17 protein-coding genes and 2 tRNA genes are annotated in these 21,745 nt (G+C 72.3%); 14 read left to right on the forward strand and 5 right to left on the reverse strand.

Annotated features, from left to right (window positions below; all coding sequences use genetic code 11):
* Positions 1–69 precede the first annotated feature (69 nt).
* The 4 genes from leuB to E8M80_RS07885 all read left to right on the forward strand — a co-directional run bounded on the left by leuB (position 70) and on the right by E8M80_RS07885 (position 2,899).
* Positions 70–1,185: a 3-isopropylmalate dehydrogenase gene (leuB, locus tag E8M80_RS07870; RefSeq protein WP_137125133.1), complete on the forward strand. Its 1,116-nt coding sequence runs from the start codon at positions 70–72 to the stop codon at positions 1,183–1,185.
* 76 nt (positions 1,186–1,261) lie between these two features.
* A tRNA-Arg gene (locus tag E8M80_RS07875) sits at positions 1,262–1,338 on the forward strand.
* A gap of 41 nt (positions 1,339–1,379) precedes the next feature.
* Positions 1,380–1,456: transfer RNA gene (locus tag E8M80_RS07880), tRNA-Arg, on the forward strand.
* A 78-nt stretch (positions 1,457–1,534) separates the two neighbouring features.
* A complete protein-coding gene (locus E8M80_RS07885; RefSeq protein ID WP_170979269.1) occupies positions 1,535–2,899 on the forward strand; it encodes a trehalose-6-phosphate synthase in 1,365 nt (454 codons plus the stop codon).
* Between the two features lie 9 nt (positions 2,900–2,908).
* Here the strand turns inward: E8M80_RS07885 and E8M80_RS07890 are convergent, their stop codons facing one another.
* Positions 2,909–4,297 (reverse strand): M20/M25/M40 family metallo-hydrolase, encoded by a 1,389-nt coding sequence (locus E8M80_RS07890; RefSeq protein ID WP_137125135.1) that lies wholly within the window; start codon positions 4,295–4,297, stop codon positions 2,909–2,911.
* 91 nt (positions 4,298–4,388) lie between these two features.
* On the opposite strand from E8M80_RS07890, the gene E8M80_RS07895 reads away from it, so the two are divergent.
* The 4 genes from E8M80_RS07895 (at position 4,389) to E8M80_RS07910 (ending at position 8,179) form a co-directional block, all read left to right on the forward strand.
* Positions 4,389–5,258, forward strand: coding sequence for an oxaloacetate decarboxylase (locus tag E8M80_RS07895; RefSeq protein ID WP_137125136.1), 870 nt, complete (start codon positions 4,389–4,391; stop codon positions 5,256–5,258).
* An 18-nt stretch (positions 5,259–5,276) separates the two neighbouring features.
* On the forward strand, positions 5,277–6,401 hold the full coding sequence (locus tag E8M80_RS07900; RefSeq protein ID WP_137125137.1) for an alpha-hydroxy acid oxidase: 1,125 nt from the start codon (positions 5,277–5,279) through the stop codon (positions 6,399–6,401).
* On the forward strand, positions 6,398–7,615 hold the full coding sequence (locus E8M80_RS07905; RefSeq protein ID WP_137125138.1) for an MFS transporter: 1,218 nt from the start codon (positions 6,398–6,400) through the stop codon (positions 7,613–7,615). Before E8M80_RS07900 ends, E8M80_RS07905 begins: the two co-directional genes overlap by 4 nt.
* A 192-nt stretch (positions 7,616–7,807) precedes the next feature.
* Positions 7,808–8,179, forward strand: a complete 372-nt coding sequence (locus E8M80_RS07910) for a response regulator (RefSeq protein ID WP_137125139.1) — start codon at positions 7,808–7,810, stop codon at positions 8,177–8,179.
* Between the two features lie 7 nt (positions 8,180–8,186).
* On the opposite strand, the gene hemN is transcribed toward E8M80_RS07910, so the two are convergent.
* Positions 8,187–9,536 (reverse strand): oxygen-independent coproporphyrinogen III oxidase, encoded by a 1,350-nt coding sequence (gene hemN, locus E8M80_RS07915; RefSeq protein ID WP_137125140.1) that lies wholly within the window; start codon positions 9,534–9,536, stop codon positions 8,187–8,189.
* Positions 9,537–9,932: 396 nt separating this feature from the next.
* On the opposite strand from hemN, the gene tagH reads away from it, so the two are divergent.
* From tagH to E8M80_RS07945, 6 genes are read left to right on the forward strand one after another with little or no spacing between them, the layout of a single operon-like run.
* Positions 9,933–11,756, forward strand: coding sequence for a type VI secretion system-associated FHA domain protein TagH (gene tagH, locus E8M80_RS07920; protein ID WP_170979270.1), 1,824 nt, complete (start codon positions 9,933–9,935; stop codon positions 11,754–11,756).
* Between the two features lie 27 nt (positions 11,757–11,783).
* Complete coding sequence (gene tssK, locus E8M80_RS07925) at positions 11,784–13,121, forward strand: type VI secretion system baseplate subunit TssK (RefSeq protein ID WP_137125142.1); 1,338 nt, start codon at positions 11,784–11,786, stop codon at positions 13,119–13,121.
* Positions 13,122–13,152: 31 nt separating this feature from the next.
* Positions 13,153–14,598, forward strand: coding sequence for a type VI secretion system protein TssL, long form (gene tssL, locus E8M80_RS07930; protein WP_137125143.1), 1,446 nt, complete (start codon positions 13,153–13,155; stop codon positions 14,596–14,598).
* The gene (gene tssM, locus E8M80_RS07935; RefSeq protein ID WP_137125144.1) at positions 14,598–18,068 is read left to right on the forward strand and encodes a type VI secretion system membrane subunit TssM; all 3,471 of its coding nucleotides are present in this window, start codon (positions 14,598–14,600) and stop codon (positions 18,066–18,068) included. The genes tssL and tssM overlap by 1 nt, the downstream gene beginning before the upstream one ends.
* Positions 18,047–19,405: a type VI secretion system-associated protein TagF gene (gene tagF / locus E8M80_RS07940; RefSeq protein WP_137125145.1), complete on the forward strand. Its 1,359-nt coding sequence runs from the start codon at positions 18,047–18,049 to the stop codon at positions 19,403–19,405. Before tssM ends, tagF begins: the two co-directional genes overlap by 22 nt.
* Complete coding sequence (locus tag E8M80_RS07945) at positions 19,402–20,115, forward strand: PP2C family serine/threonine-protein phosphatase (RefSeq protein WP_137125146.1); 714 nt, start codon at positions 19,402–19,404, stop codon at positions 20,113–20,115. Before tagF ends, E8M80_RS07945 begins: the two co-directional genes overlap by 4 nt.
* A 3-nt stretch (positions 20,116–20,118) precedes the next feature.
* On the opposite strand, the gene E8M80_RS07950 is transcribed toward E8M80_RS07945, so the two are convergent.
* The 3 genes from E8M80_RS07950 to E8M80_RS07960 form a co-directional block, all read right to left on the reverse strand.
* Positions 20,119–20,598, reverse strand: coding sequence for a type VI secretion system tube protein Hcp (locus E8M80_RS07950; RefSeq protein WP_170979271.1), 480 nt, complete (start codon positions 20,596–20,598; stop codon positions 20,119–20,121).
* 4 nt (positions 20,599–20,602) lie between these two features.
* Positions 20,603–21,085 (reverse strand): type VI secretion system tube protein Hcp, encoded by a 483-nt coding sequence (locus E8M80_RS07955; RefSeq protein WP_137125148.1) that lies wholly within the window; start codon positions 21,083–21,085, stop codon positions 20,603–20,605.
* A gap of 154 nt (positions 21,086–21,239) precedes the next feature.
* Complete coding sequence (locus tag E8M80_RS07960) at positions 21,240–21,713, reverse strand: type VI secretion system tube protein Hcp (protein WP_137125149.1); 474 nt, start codon at positions 21,711–21,713, stop codon at positions 21,240–21,242.
* Positions 21,714–21,745: the final 32 nt, after the last annotated feature.

The following is a 21,745-nucleotide window of genomic DNA, read 5'->3' on the forward strand; positions in this document are numbered from 1 at the left end:
CCTGATTCTTCCCGGGCGGCGTTCCCTCCCCCGGGGCGCCTGCCGACACTGCAGGAGACGCCCCCGAGCATGCCGTCCAACAAGAAGCTTCTCATCCTGCCCGGCGACGGGATCGGCCCCGAGGTGATGCACGAGGTCGCGCGCGTCATCGACTGGATGGGCCGCCGCCGCGCCGTGTCCTTCGAGATCGAGGAGCGCCTGGTCGGCGGCTCCGCGATCGACGCCGAGGGCACGCCCTGCTCGGACGAGACGGTCGCGCACGCCAAGGCCGCGGACGCCGTGCTGTTCGGCTCGGTCGGCGGGCCGAAATGGGACAGCCTGCCCTTCGAGAAGCGACCGGAACTCGGCGTTCTGCGGCTGCGCAAGGATCTCGGCTTGTTCGCGAACCTCCGCCCGGCCGTGGTGCTCGACCCGCTGGTCGATGCGTCGTCGCTCAAGCCGGATGTCGTGCGCGGCGTCGACATCATGGTCGTGCGCGAATCAACTGGCGGCGTCTATTTCGGCGAGCCCCGCGGCATCGAGGCGCTGCCCGACGGCAAGCGGCGCGGCTTCGACACCGACGTGTATCATGAGGACGAGATCGCCCGCGTCGCGCGCGTCGCATTTGACCTGGCGCGCAGCCGCCGCAACAAGGTGACCAGCGTCGAGAAGGCGAACGTGATGCAGTCCGGCCGCCTCTGGCGCGCCGTGGTTGGCGAGGTCCACAAGGCCGAGTACCCCGACGTCGAACTTGAGAACATGTACGCCGACAACTGCGCCATGCAGCTGTGCTCGCGCCCGAAGCAGTTCGACGTCATCCTCGGCAACAACCTGTTCGGCGACGTGCTGTCGGACCTGGCTGCGGCGCTGACGGGCTCCCTCGGCATGCTGCCATCGGCGACGCTCGGCGCGGTCGATCCCGTCACGGGCAAGCGGCATGCGCTCTACGAGCCCATCCACGGCTCGGCGCCCGACATCGCCGGCAAGGGAGTCGCCAACCCCCTGGCGCAGATCCTGTCCTTCGCGATGCTGCTGCGCTGGTCCTTCGGCATGGAGGAGGATGCGGCGCTGGTCGAGAGCGCGGTCGGCAACGTCCTGGCCGGCGGCCTGCGCACGGCCGACATCATGCAGCCCGGCATGGCGCGCGTCGGCACGAGCGTCATGGGCGAGGCGGTGGTGCGCGAACTGGACAAGCTCGCGCCCTGAACCGAAGCGCGGCGGAGGGGGTTGCGCCCGTCCGCCGCCTCCGCTACATCCGCCGCCTTGCCGCGGTGGCGGCCGGGCGCCCGTAGCTCAGCTGGATAGAGCACCAGACTACGAATCTGGGGGTCAGAGGTTCGAATCCTTTCGGGCGCGCCATCCACCGCCATCCCGCCGGTGCACCTCGCCAGGCACGTCTCGCGCCCGTAGCTCAACTGGACAGAGCACCAGACTACGGATCTGGGGGTTGGGAGTTCGAATCTTCCCGGGCGCGCCACGTCGCCCCCCGCCGCCCTATCCTTGGGTTGGCCCGGTCCTGCCGGCCATGCGACCATCCCCATGCCGGAGGAAGCCCTTGTCGCGCCTCGTGATCGTCTCGAACCGCGTTCCGCCGCCGCGCACAAAGGGCGCGGCGAGCGCCGGCGGCCTTGCCGTCGCGCTGCAATCCTTCGTCGAGCCTGGCACGCTCTGGTTCGGCTGGTCCGGCCGCACGGCGCCCGAGACCTCGAGCGAGCCCCGCATTGTTGAGGGCGGTGGCGTCCAGTACGCGACCATCGACCTCGGTACGCAGGACTACGCGCGCTTCTACGTGGGCTTCGCGAATTCCTCGCTCTGGCCGCTGCTGCATTTCCGCCTCGGCCTGATGCGCTACCGGCGAGAGGATTTCGACGGCTATCTCGAGGTCAATGCCGCCTTCGCGGCCGCCCTGAGGCCGCTGCTGCGCGAGGACGACATCGTCTGGGTGCATGACTACCACCTGATGCCGCTGGCGACGGCGCTACGCGCGCTCGGCTTCCGCGGCCGGATCGGCTTCTTCCTGCACATCCCCTTCGTGCCGCCCTCCGTGTTCGATGCGCTGCCGCCCGCGCGCGGCGTCCTGAAGGCGCTCTGCGACTACGACGTCGTCGGATTCCAGACGCGGACCCACCTTCAGGACTTCCTGGATTGCGCGAGCCGCATCGGCGGCTTCGAGGTGGAGGGCGACGACATCATCGTGGCCGGCCGCCGGGTGCGCGCCATCGCGGATGCCATCGGCATCGACGCGCCGGGCTTCGCCCGCATCGCGCAGCGCTCCACCGGCACGGCCTATATCCAGCGCGTGCGGGAGAGCCTGATCGACCGCCACCTCGTGATCAGTGCGGAGCGCCTCGACTATTCCAAGGGCCTGCCCAACCGGTTCGAGGGCTTCGCGCGGCTGCTGGCCCGCTTCCCGCAGCATCACCGCCGCGTGTCCATGCTGCAGATCGCGGCCCGCTCGCGGGAGGAAGTCGCGGCGTACCAGTCGCTGCGCCGCGAGCTCGACCGCCTGGCCGGTGACATCAACGGCCGCTTCTCGCAGTTCGACTGGGTGCCGCTGCGCTACATGACGCAGACGGTCGCCCGCACGAAGCTCGCGGGCCTTTTTCGCGTGGCGCGGATCGGCCTGGTCACGCCGCTGCGCGACGGCATGAACCTGGTGGCCAAGGAATTCGTTGCCGCCCAGGACCCTGCCGACCCCGGCGTTCTGATCCTGTCCCGCTTCGCCGGCGCGGCGGAGGAACTGACCGACGCGCTGCTGGTCAATCCGTACGATTCCGACGAGATCGCCGAGGCGATGAACACCGCGCTCGAGATGTCGCTGGAGGAGCGCCAGGAGCGCCACGCGGCATTGCGGCGCGCGGTGTTCGAGGTGACATCCGCGCGCTACTGCAACGTCTTCGTCGATGCGCTGAAGGGGTAGGGCGACGCCCTATCCGCGCAACGAACCTCGGTCCAGCGTGCCGAGCTCGCTCAGCAGCAGCGGCCAGGCGCGCAGCCCCTCCTCCAGCGACGACAGGCGAAAGAACTCGTTCGGCGCGTGCACGTCCTCGTCCGGCATGGCGAAGCCGAAGGTGAGCGTATCGATGCCGAGCCGTTCCTTGAAGATCGCGGTGATCGGGATGGTCCCGCCGGCCCGCGCCCGCACCGGCGCGCGGTTCGAGACGCGCCGGATCACGCGCTCCGCCGCGCCCAGCAGCGGATGGCCCTCGGGCAGCGAGAAGGCGGGCGTGCCGGCGCCTCCGTCCTCGAAGGCGAGCCGCACGCCCTCGGGCGCGCGGGCCAGCAGGTGCTCGCGCACTGCCCGCTGTGCCCGCGCCGGGTCCATCCCCGGACCGAGGCGCATGGTCAGCTTCGCATGCGCCTCGGCCGGCAGCACGGTCTTGCCGCCGGCGCCTGTATAGCCCCCCCACATGCCGTTCACCTCGATGGTCGGCATCAGCGTGATCCGCTCGCGCACGCTGCGTGCCGGGTCGCCGTAGGGGGTGGCGCCGATCCCGCCGTAGAAGTCAGCCTCGTCCACCGGCAGGGCTGCGGCGTCCGCCGTCTCCCGCGCGCCGATCGGCGCGAGATCGTCGGCGAAGCCCGGCACCGCGATCCGCCCGTGTTCGTCGTGGAGCGAGGCGATCAGCCGCGCCAGCTCATGGTTCGCGTTGCGCACCGCGCCGCCGTAGCGGCCCGAATGCGTGTCCTTCGACGCCGTGCGCAGCGTGAAGCGCAGCGCGGTCAGGCCCCGGTAGCCGACATTGATGGTCGGCACCGTCGTGCTTGCCCGCCCGCCATCGGCCGAGATCATCGCATCCCCCGCCAGCGCATCCCCGTGCCGGTCGATCAGCGCGCCGAGGGAGGGGCTGCCGATCTCCTCCTCCCCTTCCAGGAAGAAGCGGATGTTCACCGGGCAGCCGCCCTGGCGGATGAACTCGATCACCGTCTCGACCGCGATCAGCGTCGAGCCCTTCACGTCGGACGCGCCGCGCGCATAGATCCGGCCGTCGCGGATGGTGGGCTCGAAGGGCGGCGTCTTCCAGAGCGCGAGCGGGTCGGGCGGCTGCACGTCGTAATGGCCGTAGATGATGAAGGTCGGCTTGCCCGGCGCCCCGGTCCAGGCGCCAGTCACGGCCGGGTGGCCGCCGCCGTCCAGCAGCCGCACGTCCTCGAGCCCGCCCTCCCGCAGGCGCGCCATCAGGGCGTCGCGCGTCGCCTTCATGCCGTCGGCATAGGCGGGGTCGGTGCTGACGCTCGGCAGGCGCAGCAGCGCCAGCAGCCGGTCCAGGATCTCGTCCCTCCGGGCCAGGAGGGCCTCGGCCACCGCGTCGCTCATGGGTGCATCCCTTGCATGTCCTGGCACAGCCTAGACCGTCGCCGCGCCCGGTTGCAGAGTGTGCGCGACAAACTCCGAGGAACCCCAGGGGATGAAACGTCCACCCGGCACGGCGGCCCGCCGTGCGGCCTTCCGCGCGATCCTGTCGGGCACCGCCTGCATCCATCCTGCCTCGGTCCATGACCCGATCGCCGGGCGGATCGCCGCCGATCTCGGCTTCGAGGCGGCGATGTTCGCGGGCTCGGTCGCCTCCCTGACCGTGCTGGGCGCGCCGGACATCATCGTTCTCACGCTGAGCGAATTCGCCGACCAGGCCCGGCGCATCTGCCGCGGCGGCGCGCCGCCGCTGCTGGTCGATGCCGACCACGGCTACGGCAATGCGCTCAATGTCATGCGCACGGTCGAGGAACTCGAGACCGCCGGCATCGCTGCCCTGACCATCGAGGACACCGACCTGCCGCGCGCCCATGGCGGCGGCGAACCCGGCCTGCTGAGCCTGGAGGCGGGCCTTGGCAAGATGCGGGCCGCGGTCGCGGCGCGCGAGGATGCCGGCCTGGTCGTCGTGGCGCGCACGAGCGCGCTGAACCTCGTGAACCTGGATGAGGCGGTGCGGCGCGCCCGCGCCTATGCCACCTGCGGCACGGATGCGCTGTTCTTCACCGGCGTGAACGACTGGGAACAGCTCGCTGCGCTGCGCGATGCCGCGGGTGGCGTGCCCATCATCCTGGGCGGCACGCCCGCCGCGATGGCGGACCGGCCGCGCCTTGCGGCGCATGGCGTGCGCGTGGCGCTCCAGGGGCACCAGCCCTTTGCCGCCGCCGTCGCGGCCATCCACGCGACGCTCAAGGCGCTGCGCGACGGCACGCCGCCATCGGCCCTCACGGGCATCGCGCCGCCTGCGCTGATGAAGGCGGTGACGCGCGAGGCCGACTACGCCGCCTGGACCCGCGACTTCCTCTGAGACCGGACGAGACCGCCCATGCCCGTGAACCCCGACACCCTGACGCAGCTGCAGGACAAGTACCTGGTGCTGCATGAATTCGTGAAGGCGGCGAAGAACCGGCTCGACGCGAACATCTGGGACTACCTGGTCGGCGCGACCGAGACCGAGGCCACCATGCGCCGCAACCGCATGGGGATTGACGCGCTCGCCCTTCGCCCGCGCGTCCTGCGCGACGTGTCGAGCATCGACACCTCCTCGACGCTGTTCGGGAAGAAGGTGCGGCTGCCGGTGCTGCTCGCGCCGGTCGGCGGGCTCGAATTCATGGCGGTCGGCGCGAATGGCGCGGTGACGGCGGGGGAGGGGGCCTCGGGCTTCGGCGTGCCGATCATGCTCTCCTCGGTCTCCAAGCCCGGGCTCGAGGATGTCGCGGCGGCGACGCCGGGGATGAAGATCTACCAGCTCTATGTCCGCGGCGACGCCGCCTTCATCGAGGACAGCATCCGCCGCGCCAAGGGCAACGGCTACGACGCCTTCTGCCTGACCGTGGACACCGCGATCTATTCGCGGCGGGAACGCGACATCGCCCGCCGCTTCGCCAAGCCCTGGCGCGCTACCGCGACCGGCGACGCGCAGCGCTACCAGGCCATGCTCAACTGGGACGACGTGAAGCGCATCAAGGACCGGCACCCCGACATGCCGCTGATCCTGAAGGGCATCGGCACCGGTGAGGATGCGCTCATCGCCTGCCAGCACGGGGTCGAGGTCGTCTATGTCTCGAATCACGGCGGGCGCCAGCTTGATGCCGGGCGCGGGTCGATCGAGGTGCTGCCGGAGGTCGTCCAGGCGGTGGCGGGCCGCGCGAAGGTCTGGGTGGATGGCGGCTTCTCGCGCGGGACCGACATCGTGAAGGCGCTTTGCCTCGGGGCCGAATGCGTGGGCCTCGGGCGGCTCTACTGCTACGCGCTGGCGGCGGACGGCGCGGCGGGCGTGGTGCGGCTGCTCGAGATTCTGGAGAACGAGTTCCGCTCGGCCCTGGGGCTGCTTGGCGTCACCTCGGTGGGCGAACTCGGGCCCGGTTTCGTGAGCCCCGCCACGCCGACCAACCTGCCGCACGTGCACAGCGCCTTCCCGCTGCTGCGGCTTGACGATTCGGGGTATTGAGCGCGCCCGACCCCGACCCGGACCGAAGTCCCGTCCGCGATCTCCTCGCGGACGCGGCCTTCGTCCGCCTCTGGGGCGCGGGTGGCCTGACCAACTCGATGCGTTGGGTGGAGATGCTCGTGAGCGGGCTCTTTGCCTATGAGGTGACGGGCTCGGCCTTCGCCGTCTCCCTCGTGCTCATGTCCCGCGCGCTGCCGATGCTGACGGCCGGCGCCCTGGCCGGCGCCATCGCCGAGAGCCTCGACCGCAAGCGCCTGCTGATGGCGGGCCAGGCGCTGACGGCGGTCGGCGCCATCGCCATCGCCGCGCTGGCGGCCACCGGCCAGCTGGCGCTCTGGCATCTCTTCCTCAATGGACTGCTGGGCGGCCTCGTCTGGACCAACGAACTGGCGACGCGCCGGCGCATGGTGGCCGAGGCGGCGGGCCCGGAACGCATCGTGCAGGCCGTCGCCTTCGACAGCATGACCAACAGCACGACGCGGATGGTCGGGCCGCTGGCCGGCGGCATCTTCTACCAGACGGTCGGCATCACCGCCGCCTATGTCATCGCCTCGGTCGTCTATGTCGCGGCTTTCCTGCTGGTCGCGGGCGTCGTGCACCGGCAGGAACGTCGCGTGCTCATCGTGCGCAACCTGCTGCCCGACGTGGCCGCGGCGGCGCGGATCGCGTGGCGACACCCCGCGCTCCGCCTCGTGCTCGGGGTCACGGTGGCGATGAATGTCTTCGGCTTCTCCTACACCGCCATCCTGCCCGCCTTCGGCGCCATCGCCTTCGAGGCGAGCCCTGTCCAGATCGGGCTGCTGGCGGCGGCCGAGCCCTTCGGCGCGCTGCTGGCCGGGCTGGCGCTGGCGCTCAGGCGCGGGCGACCGCCCGGGCGGGTCGCCTTTGCCGTCGGCTCGACAGGCTTCCTCGTCGTGCTCGCCGCCGCCGCGCTGGCGCCGAGCCTGCCCGCCGCGGCGCTGCTGCTGATGCTGGGGGGCCTCGGCACCGCAGCCTTCGCCAGCCTGCAGACCGGCCTGGTCATGATGGAGGCGCCCATCGAGGCGCGCAGCCGCATCCTTGGCCTGACCACCACCTGCATCGGCATGGGCCCGTTCGGCGTGCTGACCGTGGGCGCGCTCGCGGACGGGTTCGGACCCCGCCTTGCGATCGCCGCCATGGCGCTGGCCGGCATTGCCGTGCTGGCCGCGATGGCCGTCATCGCGCGGCGATGAGGCAGCACGGCCGGCCGCCTGCGCACGGCACGTGACTGGCAAGGACGGCTGCGGTAGACCGTCATCGGCGCCGCCGGCGCGTGTGGCCGGGCTGCTGAGTGCCACCGGTGGTAGCGGCGGCCAGGCGACCTGCCCGCCATTGCGGGCAGGGGCGGGCGGGGTACCGCCCCGCACGAAGGGAAGACGAAGCGCATGACCGCAGAAGCGCCCGAACGTCGCATCCTGGTCGTCGAGGACGAAGCCCTGGTGGCGATGCTGGTGGAGGATGCGCTGCTCGACGGCGGCTTCGCCATGATCGGCCCGGCCCGTTCGGTCGCGCAGGCCATGGCGAGCCTGGACGAGGAAACCCCCGACGCGGTGGTGCTCGACCTCAATCTCGGCGGCGAGACATCGATCGGCGTCGCGGATGCGCTGATGACGCGCGGCATCCCGTTCGTCGTCGCCACCGGCTATGGGGCCGCCGGCCTGCCGGAGAGCCACCGGCACGTGCCCGTGCTGCCCAAGCCCTACGACCCCGCCGACCTCATCGCGATCCTGGAGAAGCTCTGCCGCAGCCGGGGATGATGCGCGGCTACACCGCGGCGCTGTGCCGGGCGGGAGAGGGGCTGAGGAAGGCGTCGAAGCACGCCGCGAAATGCCGGAGGAAGGGGCGTCCTGCCGCGGTCGCGACCAGCCGCCCGCCGTCCCGCGCGACGAGCCCGTCCGCGAGCAGCCCGTCCAGCCGCGCGGCGGCGCGGTCCATCATGGCCGGCGGCACCTCGGCGGCCTCGATCGCGCCATCGCACATGATGCGTTCGATCAGGCGTGCGCGGATGCGGTCCTCCGGTGTCAGGGCACGGCCGCGCACGGCCGGCAGGCGTCCCTGCTCGACGGCGGCGAGCCACTGCTTCTCCTCCGCCGCGTTCTGCACGAAGCCGCCGGGCGTGCTGCCGATGGCCGACGCGCCGAAGCCCAGGAGGAACGGCGCGGCATCGGTCGTATAGCCCTGGAAGTTGCGCCGGAGCGCGCCGCGTGCCGCCGCCACCGCCATCCCGTCCCCCGGCCGCGCGAAGTGGTCGAGCCCGATCGCGACGTAGCCCGCGCCGGTCAGGATGCGGGCCGCCGCCTCGGCCTGGCGCATGCGCAGCGCCGCATCGGGCAGGTCCTCGACGCGGATGCCCTTCTGGTGCGCCTTCATCCAGGGGACGTGGGCATAGCCGAAGACCGCCACGCGGTCCGCGCCGCAATCCGCGGCGAAGCGGGCGGAGGCCTCGACCTCGGCCACATCCTGGCCGGGCAGGCCGTAGATCAGGTCCATGTTGATGCCCGCGACGCCGAGCGCGCGCAGCCCGCGCACCGCGGCCTCGACCTGCGCGGTGGGCTGGACGCGGCCGATCTTCTCCTGCACCGCGGGCGTCACGTCCTGCACGCCGAGGCTCGCGCGCGTCAGCCCGATATCCGCGAGCGCCGCCAGCAGGTCCTCGTCGAGGCTGCGCGGGTCGAGTTCGGCCGCGATCTCGGCGCCGGGCCGGAATGCGAAGCTGGCGCGAAGCGCCGCGCCGAGTCGCCGCAGGCCCGCCGGGCCGAGCGCGGTCGGCGTGCCGCCGCCCAGGTGCAGCGCCCCCACGCCGCCATGCGCGGGCAACAGCGCCGCCACCATGGCGGCTTCCCGCACCAAGCCGTCATTGTAGCGCGCGATCCGCGCGGCCGAGCGCGTGACCGAGGTATGGCACCCGCAATACCAGCAGAGCGAATGACAGAACGGGACGTGCACATAGAGCGAGAGCGCGTCCTTGGGCTTCGCCTCGCGCAGCCAGCCGGCATAGGTCTCGCCGTCGATCGAGGCGAAATGCGGCGCGGTGGGGTAGCTCGTGTAGCGCGGCAAGGGCGTGGCCGCATGGCGCAGGAGGGCATCGGCAGGCGGGGCGAGCGTCGAGGACATGGTTGCAGGGTGGCGACGTTCCGGAGCCCTCACCTTGCGATGGCGCAAGCCGCCCCCGGGGGCGCGGCCTGTGACCCCGCGCCATTGTGGTTCCATCCGGCCTGTTCCACGTTGCGGAGGAACATGGCTATGCTGGCGGCGAAACGGAGGGATGCGGATGGGGGGCGGCAGGAGCCAGGATGCAGCGGCGCCTCGCGTCGTGGGTGCGCCGCCCTCGCTTCGGCTGTCTTCGTCCTGCGCCCCGGCCGCTGGTGTGATGCCGCGGCAGTTCAAGGATGCCGTGCCGTTCGCCGGGCGGGTATGCTGGGGGTCGATCCGAAGCCCGTCCGCGCCTGCCCGCCGCGTCGCCGGCGGGTGGGCCTGGTTGGCGTCGCCCCTGCGCGGAGGAGCCCCTCGATGGAATTGACGCTGAGCATCCTGCGCTGCCCCGACAGCGTCGTGCCCGAGCAGCGCCGCGTGCCCGGGGGCGACTACGTGATCGGCCGCGGCTCGGATGCCAGCTGGGTGCTGCCCGATCCCGACCGCCTGCTGTCCAAGCATCACTGCGTGCTCGAGTTCCGCGGCGGCGGCTGGCAGGTGCGCGACCTTTCGACCAACGGGACCTTCGTCAACCACGCGGCCGCGCCAGTCGGGCGCGACCAGGTCAAGATGCTCGAGGATGGCGACCGGCTCCGGCTCGGCGCCTATGAGATCGAGGTGCGGACCGCGCAGGCCGCGGCGCAGGCCTCTCCCGGCTGGTCGGGCGGCCTTCCCGGCGCTGCGCCGCAGCCGCCCGGCGGCGGCTGGGACCAGCCTGCGGCCGCGCCCGCGTCTTCGGGCGGCTGGGACCAGCCGGCCGCCACGCCCCCCACTCCGGGCGGCTGGGACCAGCCTGCCGCTCCGGCATGGGGCGCGCCGGCGGAACAGCCCTGGGGCGGCCCGCCACCACGGGACGAGCCCCTGCAACCCCGTCTCCCGGGCGATCCCTACCTGGGCGCGAAGGCGCCGGGCGCAGGGTTGCCGGGGCTGCCGAGCGCCGCGGGGCCGCAAGGCGATGCCGACCCCTTCGCCGAGGGGCCGGCCATGCCCGACCACCGGCCCTCCACGTCGGACGCGTTCCTGCCGCCCCGGCCGATGCAGCAGGTCCCGGTCATCCCCGACAGCTGGGACCTCGGCCCGACCCCGGCCGCGCCGGCGCCGCCCCCGCCGCCGCAGACTTCCGCACCGAGCGGCGCTGCGGGGCAGATCCCGGACGATTGGAATTTCGACCTCTCGCCGGGCGCGCCCGGCGCCGCGCCGCCGCCCGCGCCCGCAAAGCCGGTGGCGCCGCCGGCTCCGCCGCCCGCGCCGCCGCGAGCGCCGGCAGGCCCGGACCCCTTCACCGCCCCCCTACCGCCGGCAGGCCCGGACCCCTTCGCCGCCCCCCTGCCGCCGAGCCCCGCGATGCCCGGGCCGGGCAGCGCGCTGCCGTCCGGGCCGGATCCCTTCGTGCCAACAATGCCGCCCGCGCCGCCGGCGCCGGCGCCGATTCCCCGATCCCCGCCCCAGGCCGCGCCGCCCATGCCGCCTCCGGCGGGGCCCGACCCGTTCGCGGAGCCTCCGCCGCCACCCGTGGCCGCACCGCCGCCGGCCGTGGTGCCCCCCGCGCCGCCACGCCCGGCGGCGGGCACCGTCGGCGCCGATGGCGGCCTCGCAGCCTTTCTCGCGGGGGCGGGGCTGCCGCCGCACTTGGCGGCGACTGCCGATCCCGACGCCGCGCTGCACGCATTGGGCGCGGCGTTCCACGCGGCGATCGCCGGGCTTCGCCAGCTGCTGATCGCGCGGGGCGACGTGAAGCGCGAATTCCGCATCGAGCAGACCATGCTGCGCGCGGCGGGCAACAACCCCGTCAAGTTCGCGGCTTCCGACGAACAGGCGCTCGCCTCGCTGCTGACGGCGGGCGCGCAGGTCGGCCCGCGCGCCGTGCGCGAGACGGTCGAGGACCTGACGGCGCACCAGGTCGCGACGCTGGCCGCGACGCAGGCCGCGGCGCGCGCACTGCTCGCGCGCCTCGCACCGGCGGGACTCGAGGCGCAGGAAGGCGGCAGCGGCGGCCTTTTCGCGAGCAAGGACAAGCGGCTATGGGAGGCCTACAAGCGCCTCCACCAGCAGGTCACCGAGCAGTTCGACGACGATTTCGACAGCGCCTTCGGCAAGGAATTCGCGCGCGCCTACGAGCAGGCGTCGCGGAAGGACCGATAGGGCCGGGGGCAGGGGAGCACTTCGCGGATGCTGTGGCACGACAAGGTGGTCTGGCAGGAGGGCATGTTCCTCCGCGCCCAGCACTTCCAGCAGCAGGACCGGCATGCCGAATGGATGCTGCAGGCGCGCGCCGCGCCGCTCCGGCCGCATCCCTGGGGCATCACGGAACTGGCGCTCGACCGCGACCTGCTGGCGGCGGGCAAGTTTGCCATCGCGTCCGCCACCGGCATCATGGAGGACGGCACCGCCTTCTCGGTGCCGAGCCACGCGGACCAGCCGAAGCCGCTCGACCTGCCGGAAGGCACGCGCAATTGCCTCGTCTACCTGGCCCTGCCCGTGCGGCAGCCCGGCAGCCCCGAGATCGCCTTCTCGGAAGGGCCGGAGACGGCTGCGGCGCGCTACGCGATGCGCGGCTTCGACGCCTTCGACACGCATTCCGACGCGACCGTGCCCGCCGAACTGCAGGTCGGCCGCCCGCGGCTGCGCTTCATGCTCGAGACCGAGGAACGCGCGGGCTTCTCCTGCATCGGCCTGACGCGCGTGGTCGAGGTGCAGGCCGACCGCCGGGTCCTGGTGGATGAACGCTTCATCCCGCCCTGCCTGCGTGTCTCGGCCTCCCCGCCGCTCGCGAACCTGGTGGCGGAGCTGGTCGGCATGCTCGGCCAGCGGGCGGAGGCGCTGGGCGCCCGCCTGTCGCAACCCGGCGCGCGCGGCGTGGCGGAGGTCGCGGACTTCCTGCTGCTGCAGGCCGTCAATCGTTGGCAGCCGCTGCTCGCGCACTGGGCCGATGCCGGCAACGTGCACCCCGAGCAGCTCTATGCCGCGCTCGTGCAGCTCGCCGGCGAACTCGCCACCTTCACCGATCCGAAGCGCATGGCCGCGACCTACCCGGCCTACCGGCACGACGACCTGCAGCGGTCCTTCGCGCCGGTGGTGGCGGACCTGCGGCGCAGCCTGTCGATGGTGCTCGAGACCAACGCCGTCTCGATCCCGCTGCAGGAACGCCAGTTCGGCGTGCGCGTCGGCCCCATCACCGACCGCAACCTGCTGCGCGCGAGCCAGTTCGTGCTGACCGTGCAGGCCGACCTGCCGAGCGAGCAGCTGCGCCGCGTCTTCCCGAACCAGGTCAAGATCGGCGCGGTGGAACACATCCGCGAACTGGTGAACGTGGCGCTGCCCGGCATCCAGGTCCGGCCATTGCCGGTCGCGCCCCGGCAGATCCCGTTCCACTCCGCCGCGGTCTACTTCGAGCTCGACCGCGGCAGCCCGCACTGGGCGCAGATGCAGAATTCGGGCGCCTTCGCCATCCACGTCTCCGGCGAATTCCCGAACCTGAAGATGGAACTCTGGGCGATCCGCGGCTGATGCCCGGGCCCGAACCGAAGGACCGCGCGCGATGAGCGACAATCCCTTCGCCGAACCCGACGACGGCGACCGCACGGTGGTGCGCGGCCCGGGTGGCGCGCCACCGCCGCCCCGCCCGCAGCCCGCTGCCGGCTTCCCCGCGGGGCCGCCGCCCGGCGCCCCGCCCCCCTTCGGCACGCCGCCGGGCCTGCCGACCGGCACGGCCCCGGCGGCGCGCGGCGAAGCCGCCCCGCGCCTCGCGGGCGAGGCCGAGGCCCTGCCAAAGGTCGGCATCGGGCCGCTCGCCGCCGCTGCGCAGCCGCTGCTCGACCTGCTCGCTCGCCTGTCCAATGCCGCGACGACCGCGCCGCCGCAGGGCCAGGAACTGCGGGAACGCACGCTCCGGGCGCTCGGCCAGTTTGAGACGGATGCACGCGACCTCGGCATCAGCGCCGAGCAGGTGCGCGCGGCGCACTACATCCTCTGCGCCAGCCTCGACGACGTGGTGCTGTCCTACAACTGGGGCCAGGGCAGCGTCTGGTCGGTGCAGTCGCTGGTCGCGACCTTCCACCAGGAAGTGAAGTCGGGCGACCGCTTCTTCGATGTCCTGGCCGGCATGCAGAAGGATCCCGGGCGCTGGAAGGACGCGCTCGAGGTCTGCTACCTTTGCCTCGCGCTCGGCTTCCAGGGGCGCTACCGCCTCTCGCCGCGCGGCGCCTCCGACCTCGAGCGCATACGGGAGGGGCTGTACCAGCTTCTCGCGCAGGTGCGGCAGCCGTGGGAGCGGGAGCTCTCGCCGCGCTGGAAGGGTGTGGAGGCGCCGCATCGCGGCCCGCGCAAGGGCGTGCCGGCCTGGGTCGCGGCCTGCGTCGCGGTGTTCGGCCTCGGCATGGGCTACGCCTGGCTCGCGAATGCGATGAACGAGGGGTCGGACGGGCTCTATGAGCGCATGGCCGCGCTGCCGCCCGGCGCGGTGCCCGAGATCGTGCGCCAGGCGCCGCCGCGCCCGCCCGCGCCGCCGCCGCCCGCACCAGCCTTCATCGCGCCGCCGCGGCCCGACTTCCTCGTCACGCTGCGGGAATTCCTCAAGCCCGAGATCGACCAGGGCCTGCTCGGCGTCTTCGGCGACGGACGGTCGGTGACGGTGCGCATCCGCAACCGCGGCATGTTCGGCTCGGGTTCCGCCACGGTCGAGAACGCCTTCATTCCCGTGCTGCGGCGGGTGGGGGAGGGGCTGCGCGTCGAGCCCGGCCGCGTGCAGATCATCGGCCATTCCGACAACCAGCCGATCCGCACCGTGCGCTTCCCGTCCAACTTCCACCTGTCGACCGCGCGTGCCGAGGCGGCTGCCGAGATCATCACCGCCGCCGCCGGCGACCGGGCCCGCTTCACGATCGAGGGGCGGGCGGATGCCGAGCCGCTGGCGGACAACCGCACCGCGGAAGGGCGCGAGCAGAACCGAAGGATCGAAGTGGTGCTGCTGCGGGGGACGAACTGATGATGATGCTCTCCGTCCTCCGCCCGTTCGTTTCCGGGCGTGCGCTTGCGGCGCTGGCGGGCGTCGGCCTGCTCCTGCCGGTCATCTGGATGTTCGGCCCGCTGCTCAAGGTCGGCGGAGTCTCGCCGCTGGCCAGCGAGATCAACCGGATGATCCTCTGCGCCGTGCTGTTCGTCGTGGTGCTGCTGTTCCTCTGGCTGACGGACCGCCGCCGCCGTCGGCGCGATGCGCTGCTGGTGCAGGGCATCGCCGAGCCCGAACCCGGCGCCGACCGCGCCGCCGAGGAGGAGGCCGAGCTTCGTGACAAGCTGACGGCCGCGCTCGACAAGCTGAAGTCGACCTCGGGCAAGAAGGGCGGCTTCCTCTATGAGCAGCCCTGGTACGTCATCATCGGCCCGCCGGGGTCGGGCAAGACGACGGCGCTGGCCAATTCGGGCCTCGAGTTCCCGTTGACCGACGGCGGCAAGTTGCAGGGCGTGGGCGGCACGCGGCTCTGCGAATGGTGGCTGACCGACAACGCGGTGCTGATCGACACGGCCGGGCGCTACACCAGCCAGGATTCCGACGCCTCGGCCGACAAGGCCGGCTGGGAACGCTTCCTGACGCTGCTCAAGAAGGCGCGGCCGCGGCTGCCGCTCAACGGCGTGCTGGTCACCTTCGGCGTCGATATGATCTCCCGCCTCGGCCCGCAGGAACGCGAGCAGCACGCGCGGAGCGTCCGCCGCCGGGTCAAGGAACTGGAGGAGAAGCTCGGCCAGCGCCTGCCGGTCTACTTCATGATCAGCAAGGCCGACCTGCTGGCCGGCTTCATGGAATTCTTCGACGACCTCGACAAGACCGCGCGCGAGCAGGTCTGGGGTTTCACATTCCCGGTCGAGATCGGCGAGGCGGGCGCCGTCGCGAAGTTCGGGGAGGAATTCCAGGCGCTGCTCGGCCGCGTGCAGGACCGCGTGCTGGAACGCCTGCAGCAGGAGCGCGGGCCGCAGCAGCGCGCGGCGCTGGCCGGCTTTCCGGCGCAGTTTGCCTCGCTCGAGGCGCCGCTCGCCGCCTTCGTCTCGGTCGCCTTCGGCGGCACGCGGCTCGATCCCGCGCCGATGCTGCGCGGCGTCTATCTCACCTCCGGCACGCAGGAAGGCAGCCCGCTCGACCGGCTGGCGGGCGCGTTGTCGCGCTCCTTCGGGCTCGACCCGCGGCGGCCGGCCTCGGTCATGCAGCAGAAGGGCCGCGCCTACTTCATCACGCGGCTGCTGAAGGATGTCATCTTCAACGAGGCGCGCCTCGCCTCGGGCGACCGGGTGGCGGACAAGCGTCGCCGGGTCGTGGCCATCGCGTCCTGGTCCCTCGCCGGGCTTCTGCTGCTGGGTGGCGGCGCCTATGGCTGGCACGCCTGGAGTGCCGAGCAGACGCGCGTCGCGCGGCTGGCCGAACAGGTCGCCAAGGCCGAGCAGGCCTCCCAGGGCCTGCCCTTCGAGCGTGTCACCGAGGCCGAGTTCCGCCGCATCCTGCCCTACCTCGACGCGGCGCGGGACCTGCCGCCCGCGGCGCGCGGCGACGGCGCGACGCTCGGCCTCAGCCAGGAGGGCAAGCTCGTCGCCGGCGCCGGCGCGGCCTATCGCCGGGCGCTCGACCGGTCCTTCCTGCCGCGCCTGCTCGCGCGGCTCGAGCAGGAGATGCGCGCGTCCTTCCAGCGCCCGGACGAGCTCTACGACGCGACACGCGCCTATCTCATGCTCGGCCAGGAAGGCCCGGTCGATCTGGAACTCGTGAAGGCGTGGTTCAATCGCGACTGGCTCCGCACCTTCCCCGGCCAGGTGAACCAGCCGGTGCGCGATGCGCTGATGGGGCACCTGGAGGCGACGATCGCGCGCAACTACTTCCGCTACCCGGTCGATGGCGCGCTGGTGGACGCATCGCGGCGTATCTTCTCGCGGCTGCCGCTGGCCGACCGCGTCTTCTCCCGCCTGCAGACGGCCGCATCCTCGGCCGGGGCGAACATCCAGCCGTGGCGGCCCTCGGATGCGATCGGGCAGGCGGGGGAACGCTACTTCACCCGCGCCTCTGCCCAGCCGCTGACCGAGGGCGTGCCCGGCCTCTACACGATCGACGGGCTGTACCGCGGCCTGCTGCCGGTGCTCGGCAATGCGGTCCGCCAGGGCGTGGCGGAATACTGGGTGCTGGGCGCCGAGGGCGCCAATCTCGGCACCGACGACCCCGTCGAACTGGAACGCGCGGTGCTGCGCCTCTACGCCGAGGAATACGTGCGGCAGTGGCAGCGCATGCTCGATGACCTGAACCTCGCACCCTTGCCCGCCGCCCTGCCGATGCAGGCTGAGGCGCTGAACATCCTCGGCGCGCCGAATTCGCCGATGAAGGATCTGCTCCGCTCGATCGCGCGGCAATTGGCGGTGGGAACGCCGCCGCAGGGCTGGGCGCCGCCCGGCCGGCAGCCGCGCCCGGCGCCGCAGGCAGGGCAGCCGGCGCAGCCGGCGGAGCCCACTGGCGCCGAGCCGGTGGTGGAATACGTGGAGCCGCGCTTCGAGGCGCTGCGCGCCGCGGCGGGCGACCCGATCGACGGCGTGCTGCGCATCGTCAACGACCTGTTCGTGCAGGTGCAGCGCCTGGCCACCGCGCCGCCCGGCACGGTGCCGGCGCAGCCCGCCGGGCTCGACCCCGGCCAGCGCCTGCAGGCCGAGGCGGCCCGCCAGCCGCAGCCCGTGCAGCGCTGGCTGCTGACCATGGTCACCCAGACCAACGCCGCGCGCGGCGGTGGCGCGCGGGCCGCGGTCGCGGCGGCGGCGGCGCAGCAGCTCGCTCCCTTCTGCCGCGGGCTCGAGCAGCGCTTCCCCTTCAATCCGAACGGGGAGGACATCCCGGTCGACGACTTCAACCGCCTGTTCGGGCGTGGCGGGGTGTTCGACCAGTTCTTCACGCAGACGCTGCGCCCCTATGTCGACACCACCAGCACGCCCTGGCGGCCGGTGGCGACGGATGGCCTGCCGCCGCCGGTCAGCGCGGCCGACCTGATGCAGTTCCAGCGCGCGGTCGCGATCCGTGAGGCCTTCTATCCCTCGGTCGCCTCGCTCGGCCTGCGCTTCGACCTGGTGCCGCGCGGGATGGACCCCGGCGCGCTGTCGGCGACGCTGGAGTTCGAAGGCACGCGCACCGAGATCCAGCAGGGCGGGGCGGCGCGGCCGATCGCGCTGACCTGGCCGGCGCGCGGCAACACGACGCTCACCTTCGACCCGCCGGCCATCGTCGGGCCGCTCGCCTTCGACGGGCCCTGGTCGGCGCTGCGCCTCGTGATGCGGCGCGGCAGCACTCTGGCCCGCGGCCCTTCGCCGGAACGGATGCGGCTGCGCGTGGTGCAGGGCGAACGCAGCATCGACTTCGAACTTCGGGCAGGCAGTTCCCAGCATCCCTTCGGCCTGGCCGAACTGGCGCAGTTCCGGTGCCCGACCCTCGCCCCCTGACCGGGCTCTTCGGCAAGGTGCCGGCGCATGGCGATTTCGTGCGCCGGGGCCTGCCGACGAGCTTCGTCGCGCCATGGGACGCCTGGCTTCAGGCCGGCATCGCGCGGGCTCGGGACGCGAAGGGCGCGGCCTGGGCCGAGGTCTGGGACACTGCGCCCGCCTGGCGCTTCGCGCTGCCCGCCGGCGCCTGCGGTCCCGATGCGGTCGCCGGCGTGATGCTGCCGAGCGAGGACCAGGTTGGCCGCCGCTTCCCGATCACGCTCGCGGCGCTGCTGGCGCCGGGTGCGGCGCCCCCTTCGCCGACCTGGTTCGATGTGGTCGAGGCCGCGGCGATGGCGGGCCGGGCGGGCCGGGCCGACGCCGACGCCCTGGCTGCCGCGATCCCGCTGCCCACGGCCGATGGGGCGGGTCCGGCGGTTGGCTTCCTGCCTGGCCTCGACATGCCCGCGCAGGACCTGCCGGGCGCGCCCGTGGCCCCGATGCCGGACCCCTGGGCCGTTGGCGAGCCCGCGGATGCAGCGGATGTGCTCGGCACGCCGGCAGCCCTGCCTGGGCTTGGCGATGAGGACCTCGCCGACTTCCCTTCCCCCGAAACCCTGCCTCCGGGCGAAGGCGCGACGGAGGAAGGCGAGGATGTGCTCGACTTCCTGACATCTGGCGCCCGGACGGAGCCCTTGACGCCGTCCGTCGAGGCTGTGCCGGCGGAGGCCGTTCCCATCCCGCCGTTCTCCGTCGCTGCGCCGGCATCGCCCGACGCGGTCGCAGGGCCGGACGGCGATGTCCTGTCGTTCTTCGCCGACGGCGGCGCTGCCGCGGAGGTGTCCTTCCCGGCGATCCCGGAGCCGCCGTCCGGGGAGGATAGCACGCTTGCGCTGCTGATCGGCGCGGGCGCCGCCGGCCCGGTGCCGGCATTGCCGCCAGACCCCGATCGCTTCGGCCAGTCCCCGCAATGCCCAGGCGCCGAGAGCCTCGCCCTGCCAGGCACAGGACCTGCGGCGGGACAGGACACGGATGCGCCGGCATGGCCCATGGCGCCGGACCCCTGGACCGCCGCGCCCCTCCTCCGGCCCGACGAGGCGCCGGGCGCCGCCCTGCCGGAGGCATCCTCAGCCGCCCTGCCGCCTGCCGATCCCTGGGGTACGGCAGTAACCTGGTCCGCCGATCCGGCGGCCGAAGCGGCCCCGACCCCTTCGACGGGTTCCTCGACGGTTCCGCCCGCGCCCGAAGGCGGCGGGTGGTGGACTTCGGGCGGGGGACGTGTCCCGCCGATGGTCTGGGCCCTGTCGGCCCTGCCGTCGCCCGTCGATTTCGCCTACCTGCTGGAAGCCGAGGCATGAGCGTCCAATTGACATCCCATGCCGCCACCCATCCGGGTGCCGTGCGGCAACGCAACGAGGACGCGCTGCTCGACAGGCCCGATTGCGGGCTCTGGGTGGTCGCCGACGGAGCAGGAGGGCATGGGGCGGGGGATGTCGCCTCCTCGGCCATCATCGCCGCGCTCGAGACCATCCCGCCGGGGCTCTCGGCGGCCGAGCTGCTCGCGCAGGTCAGGCTCAGGCTCACCCACGTGCATGCCGAACTGCAGGAGGAGGCCGCGCGGCGCGGCCCAGGCCGCATCCTGGCATCGACGGTCGTCGTGATGCTCGCGCGCGGGGACCATTTCGCGATGCTCTGGGCGGGCGATTCGCGCGGCTACCTGCTGCGCGGCGGCGCGCTGCAGCGCGTGACACGCGACCATTCGCTGGTGCAGGAACTCGTGGACCAGGGAACGCTGCGCGAGGAGGAGGCCGAGAGCCACCCGCAGGCGAATGTCATCACGCGCGCGATCGGCGCGCAGGGCGAGCTCGAACTCGACAAGGTGTCGGGCCGCATCCTCGAGGGCGACCGCTACCTGCTTTGCACCGACGGGCTGTTCAAGACGATCCCCGAGCCCGAGATCGCGCAGATGCTGTCGAATGGCGGCGATGCGAACAGCATCGTCACCGAGGCCGTGGGCCGCGGCGCGCGCGACAATGTCAGCGCGGTCGCCGTCGACTGCCCGCGGTGACCCTCAGCCCTGCGCGTGCGACGGCAGGACGTACGACACCACGTCCTGCGCGCCCGACAGGCTGTCGCCGATGTTGATGACGCGGAACTCGACTTCCGAGTAGGTGAATTCCAGCGCCTCCGACGGCCGGTCGCCGCCGGCGGTCGCGGAGATCCTCGTGATCTTGGCATTGCGGAACTCGGCTTCCATGTACGGAACAGGCACCTCGGAGCCGGGGCTCGTGCGCATCCACTTGAACTTCAGCAGTGCCGTCGCGCCGGCGACCATCTCGTTCCACAGCAGCGCCGAGGTGGAATCCGCGAGCCGGCTGACGAATAGGCCCGTGAGCTGCACGGCGGCAAAGGTACCCGAGCGCCCGTAGGTGCCGCCCGTCTGCAGCGCGCCCGAACGCGAGCCGCCCCACTGGAAGCTCTCGGCCGTCATCCAGCCCTGCTCGATCTTGCTCTCGCCCTGGATGTTCGCCATGTGCATGAGGAGAGGCATGGGCTCAGATCTCGTTGCGGATGTTGGTGACGGCCGGCGCGCGCCGCTCGCTGCCTTCGAAGGACCAGCTCGATATCGTGAATTCGCCGCAGTGCAGCCGGTACATCTCGGACGGGCGGTCGGCGCTGCCCGCCAGCTCGAAACCGACGATCCCGGCATTGGCCAGTTCGAGCCGCTGGTATTCCAGTGCCTCCCCGGCCGCCTGCCGCACGAAGACGATGACGACGTTCTTCTTGAAGTCGCCGGTCAGGGCCTGGCGCAGCAGGCCGATCGAGGCGGCGTCGGTGTCCTTCGTGACGGTGATGTGCATCTCGGTCTGCATCTCGCTCTGCGATGCGGTCTGCTGCGCGTAGTTCGCGATGCCGCCGTACTCGCAGCTGGTCAGTCCGATCCAGCCGCCGCCGGCCGGCGCCGAGGAGATGCCCGACGCGACGGCGGCCTCGCCGTCGACCCCCTCGAACGACAGGAAGATGGCGGTCTCGGCCATGGCATCGGTCCTCCCCGCGGGGCGCGTTCAGGGAACGCTGGGTGCATCCGGGACGCGAAGCGCGCTTCCCAGGAAAAATGCCGCCCGGATCCCTCCGAGCGGCATTGTCGTGCGGCCTTCGTGGCGCAGGCCTTGGCGGCCCGCGCCGCGCGCCTCAGAACGTGTCGCCCTTCGAGAGGTCGTAGCCGACGACTTCCGGGCTCTGGTTCAGGTCGTCGCCGACCAGGAGGTACTTGAACGAGATCTTGTCGAAGTTCAGGCTGAGCGACTCCGACGGGCGGTCGCCACCCGAGGAGAGGCTGTAGCCGGAGATGCCCGTGCCCTCGAGTTCGTAGACCATGTAGGGCTGCACCGAGCCCGCCGAGGTGCGGACCATCGAGATGGTCACCTTCTTGTTCAGCTCGCCGGTCAGGGCCGCGACGAAGAGCTTCGTCGACGAACCGTCCGTGGGCTTCGTCATCGTGATCTCGCTGACCGAGGCGATGCTGCTCTCGCGCGTGGACTGGCCATAGGCGGAGCTGATGCCGCGGCCGACGCCGAACTGGAAGGAGGTCATCTCGATCTGCTTCTCGAAGCCCGTCGTGGTGGCCTCGCCTTCGATCCCGTCATACTTCATGAAAATCGGCATTGCTCTATTCCCTTTCCCATCCTGCCCCCCGG

Origin of the sequence: Roseomonas sp. HF4 (assembly GCF_005222755.1) — a bacterium.
Lineage (GTDB): Bacteria > Pseudomonadota > Alphaproteobacteria > Acetobacterales > Acetobacteraceae > Neoroseomonas.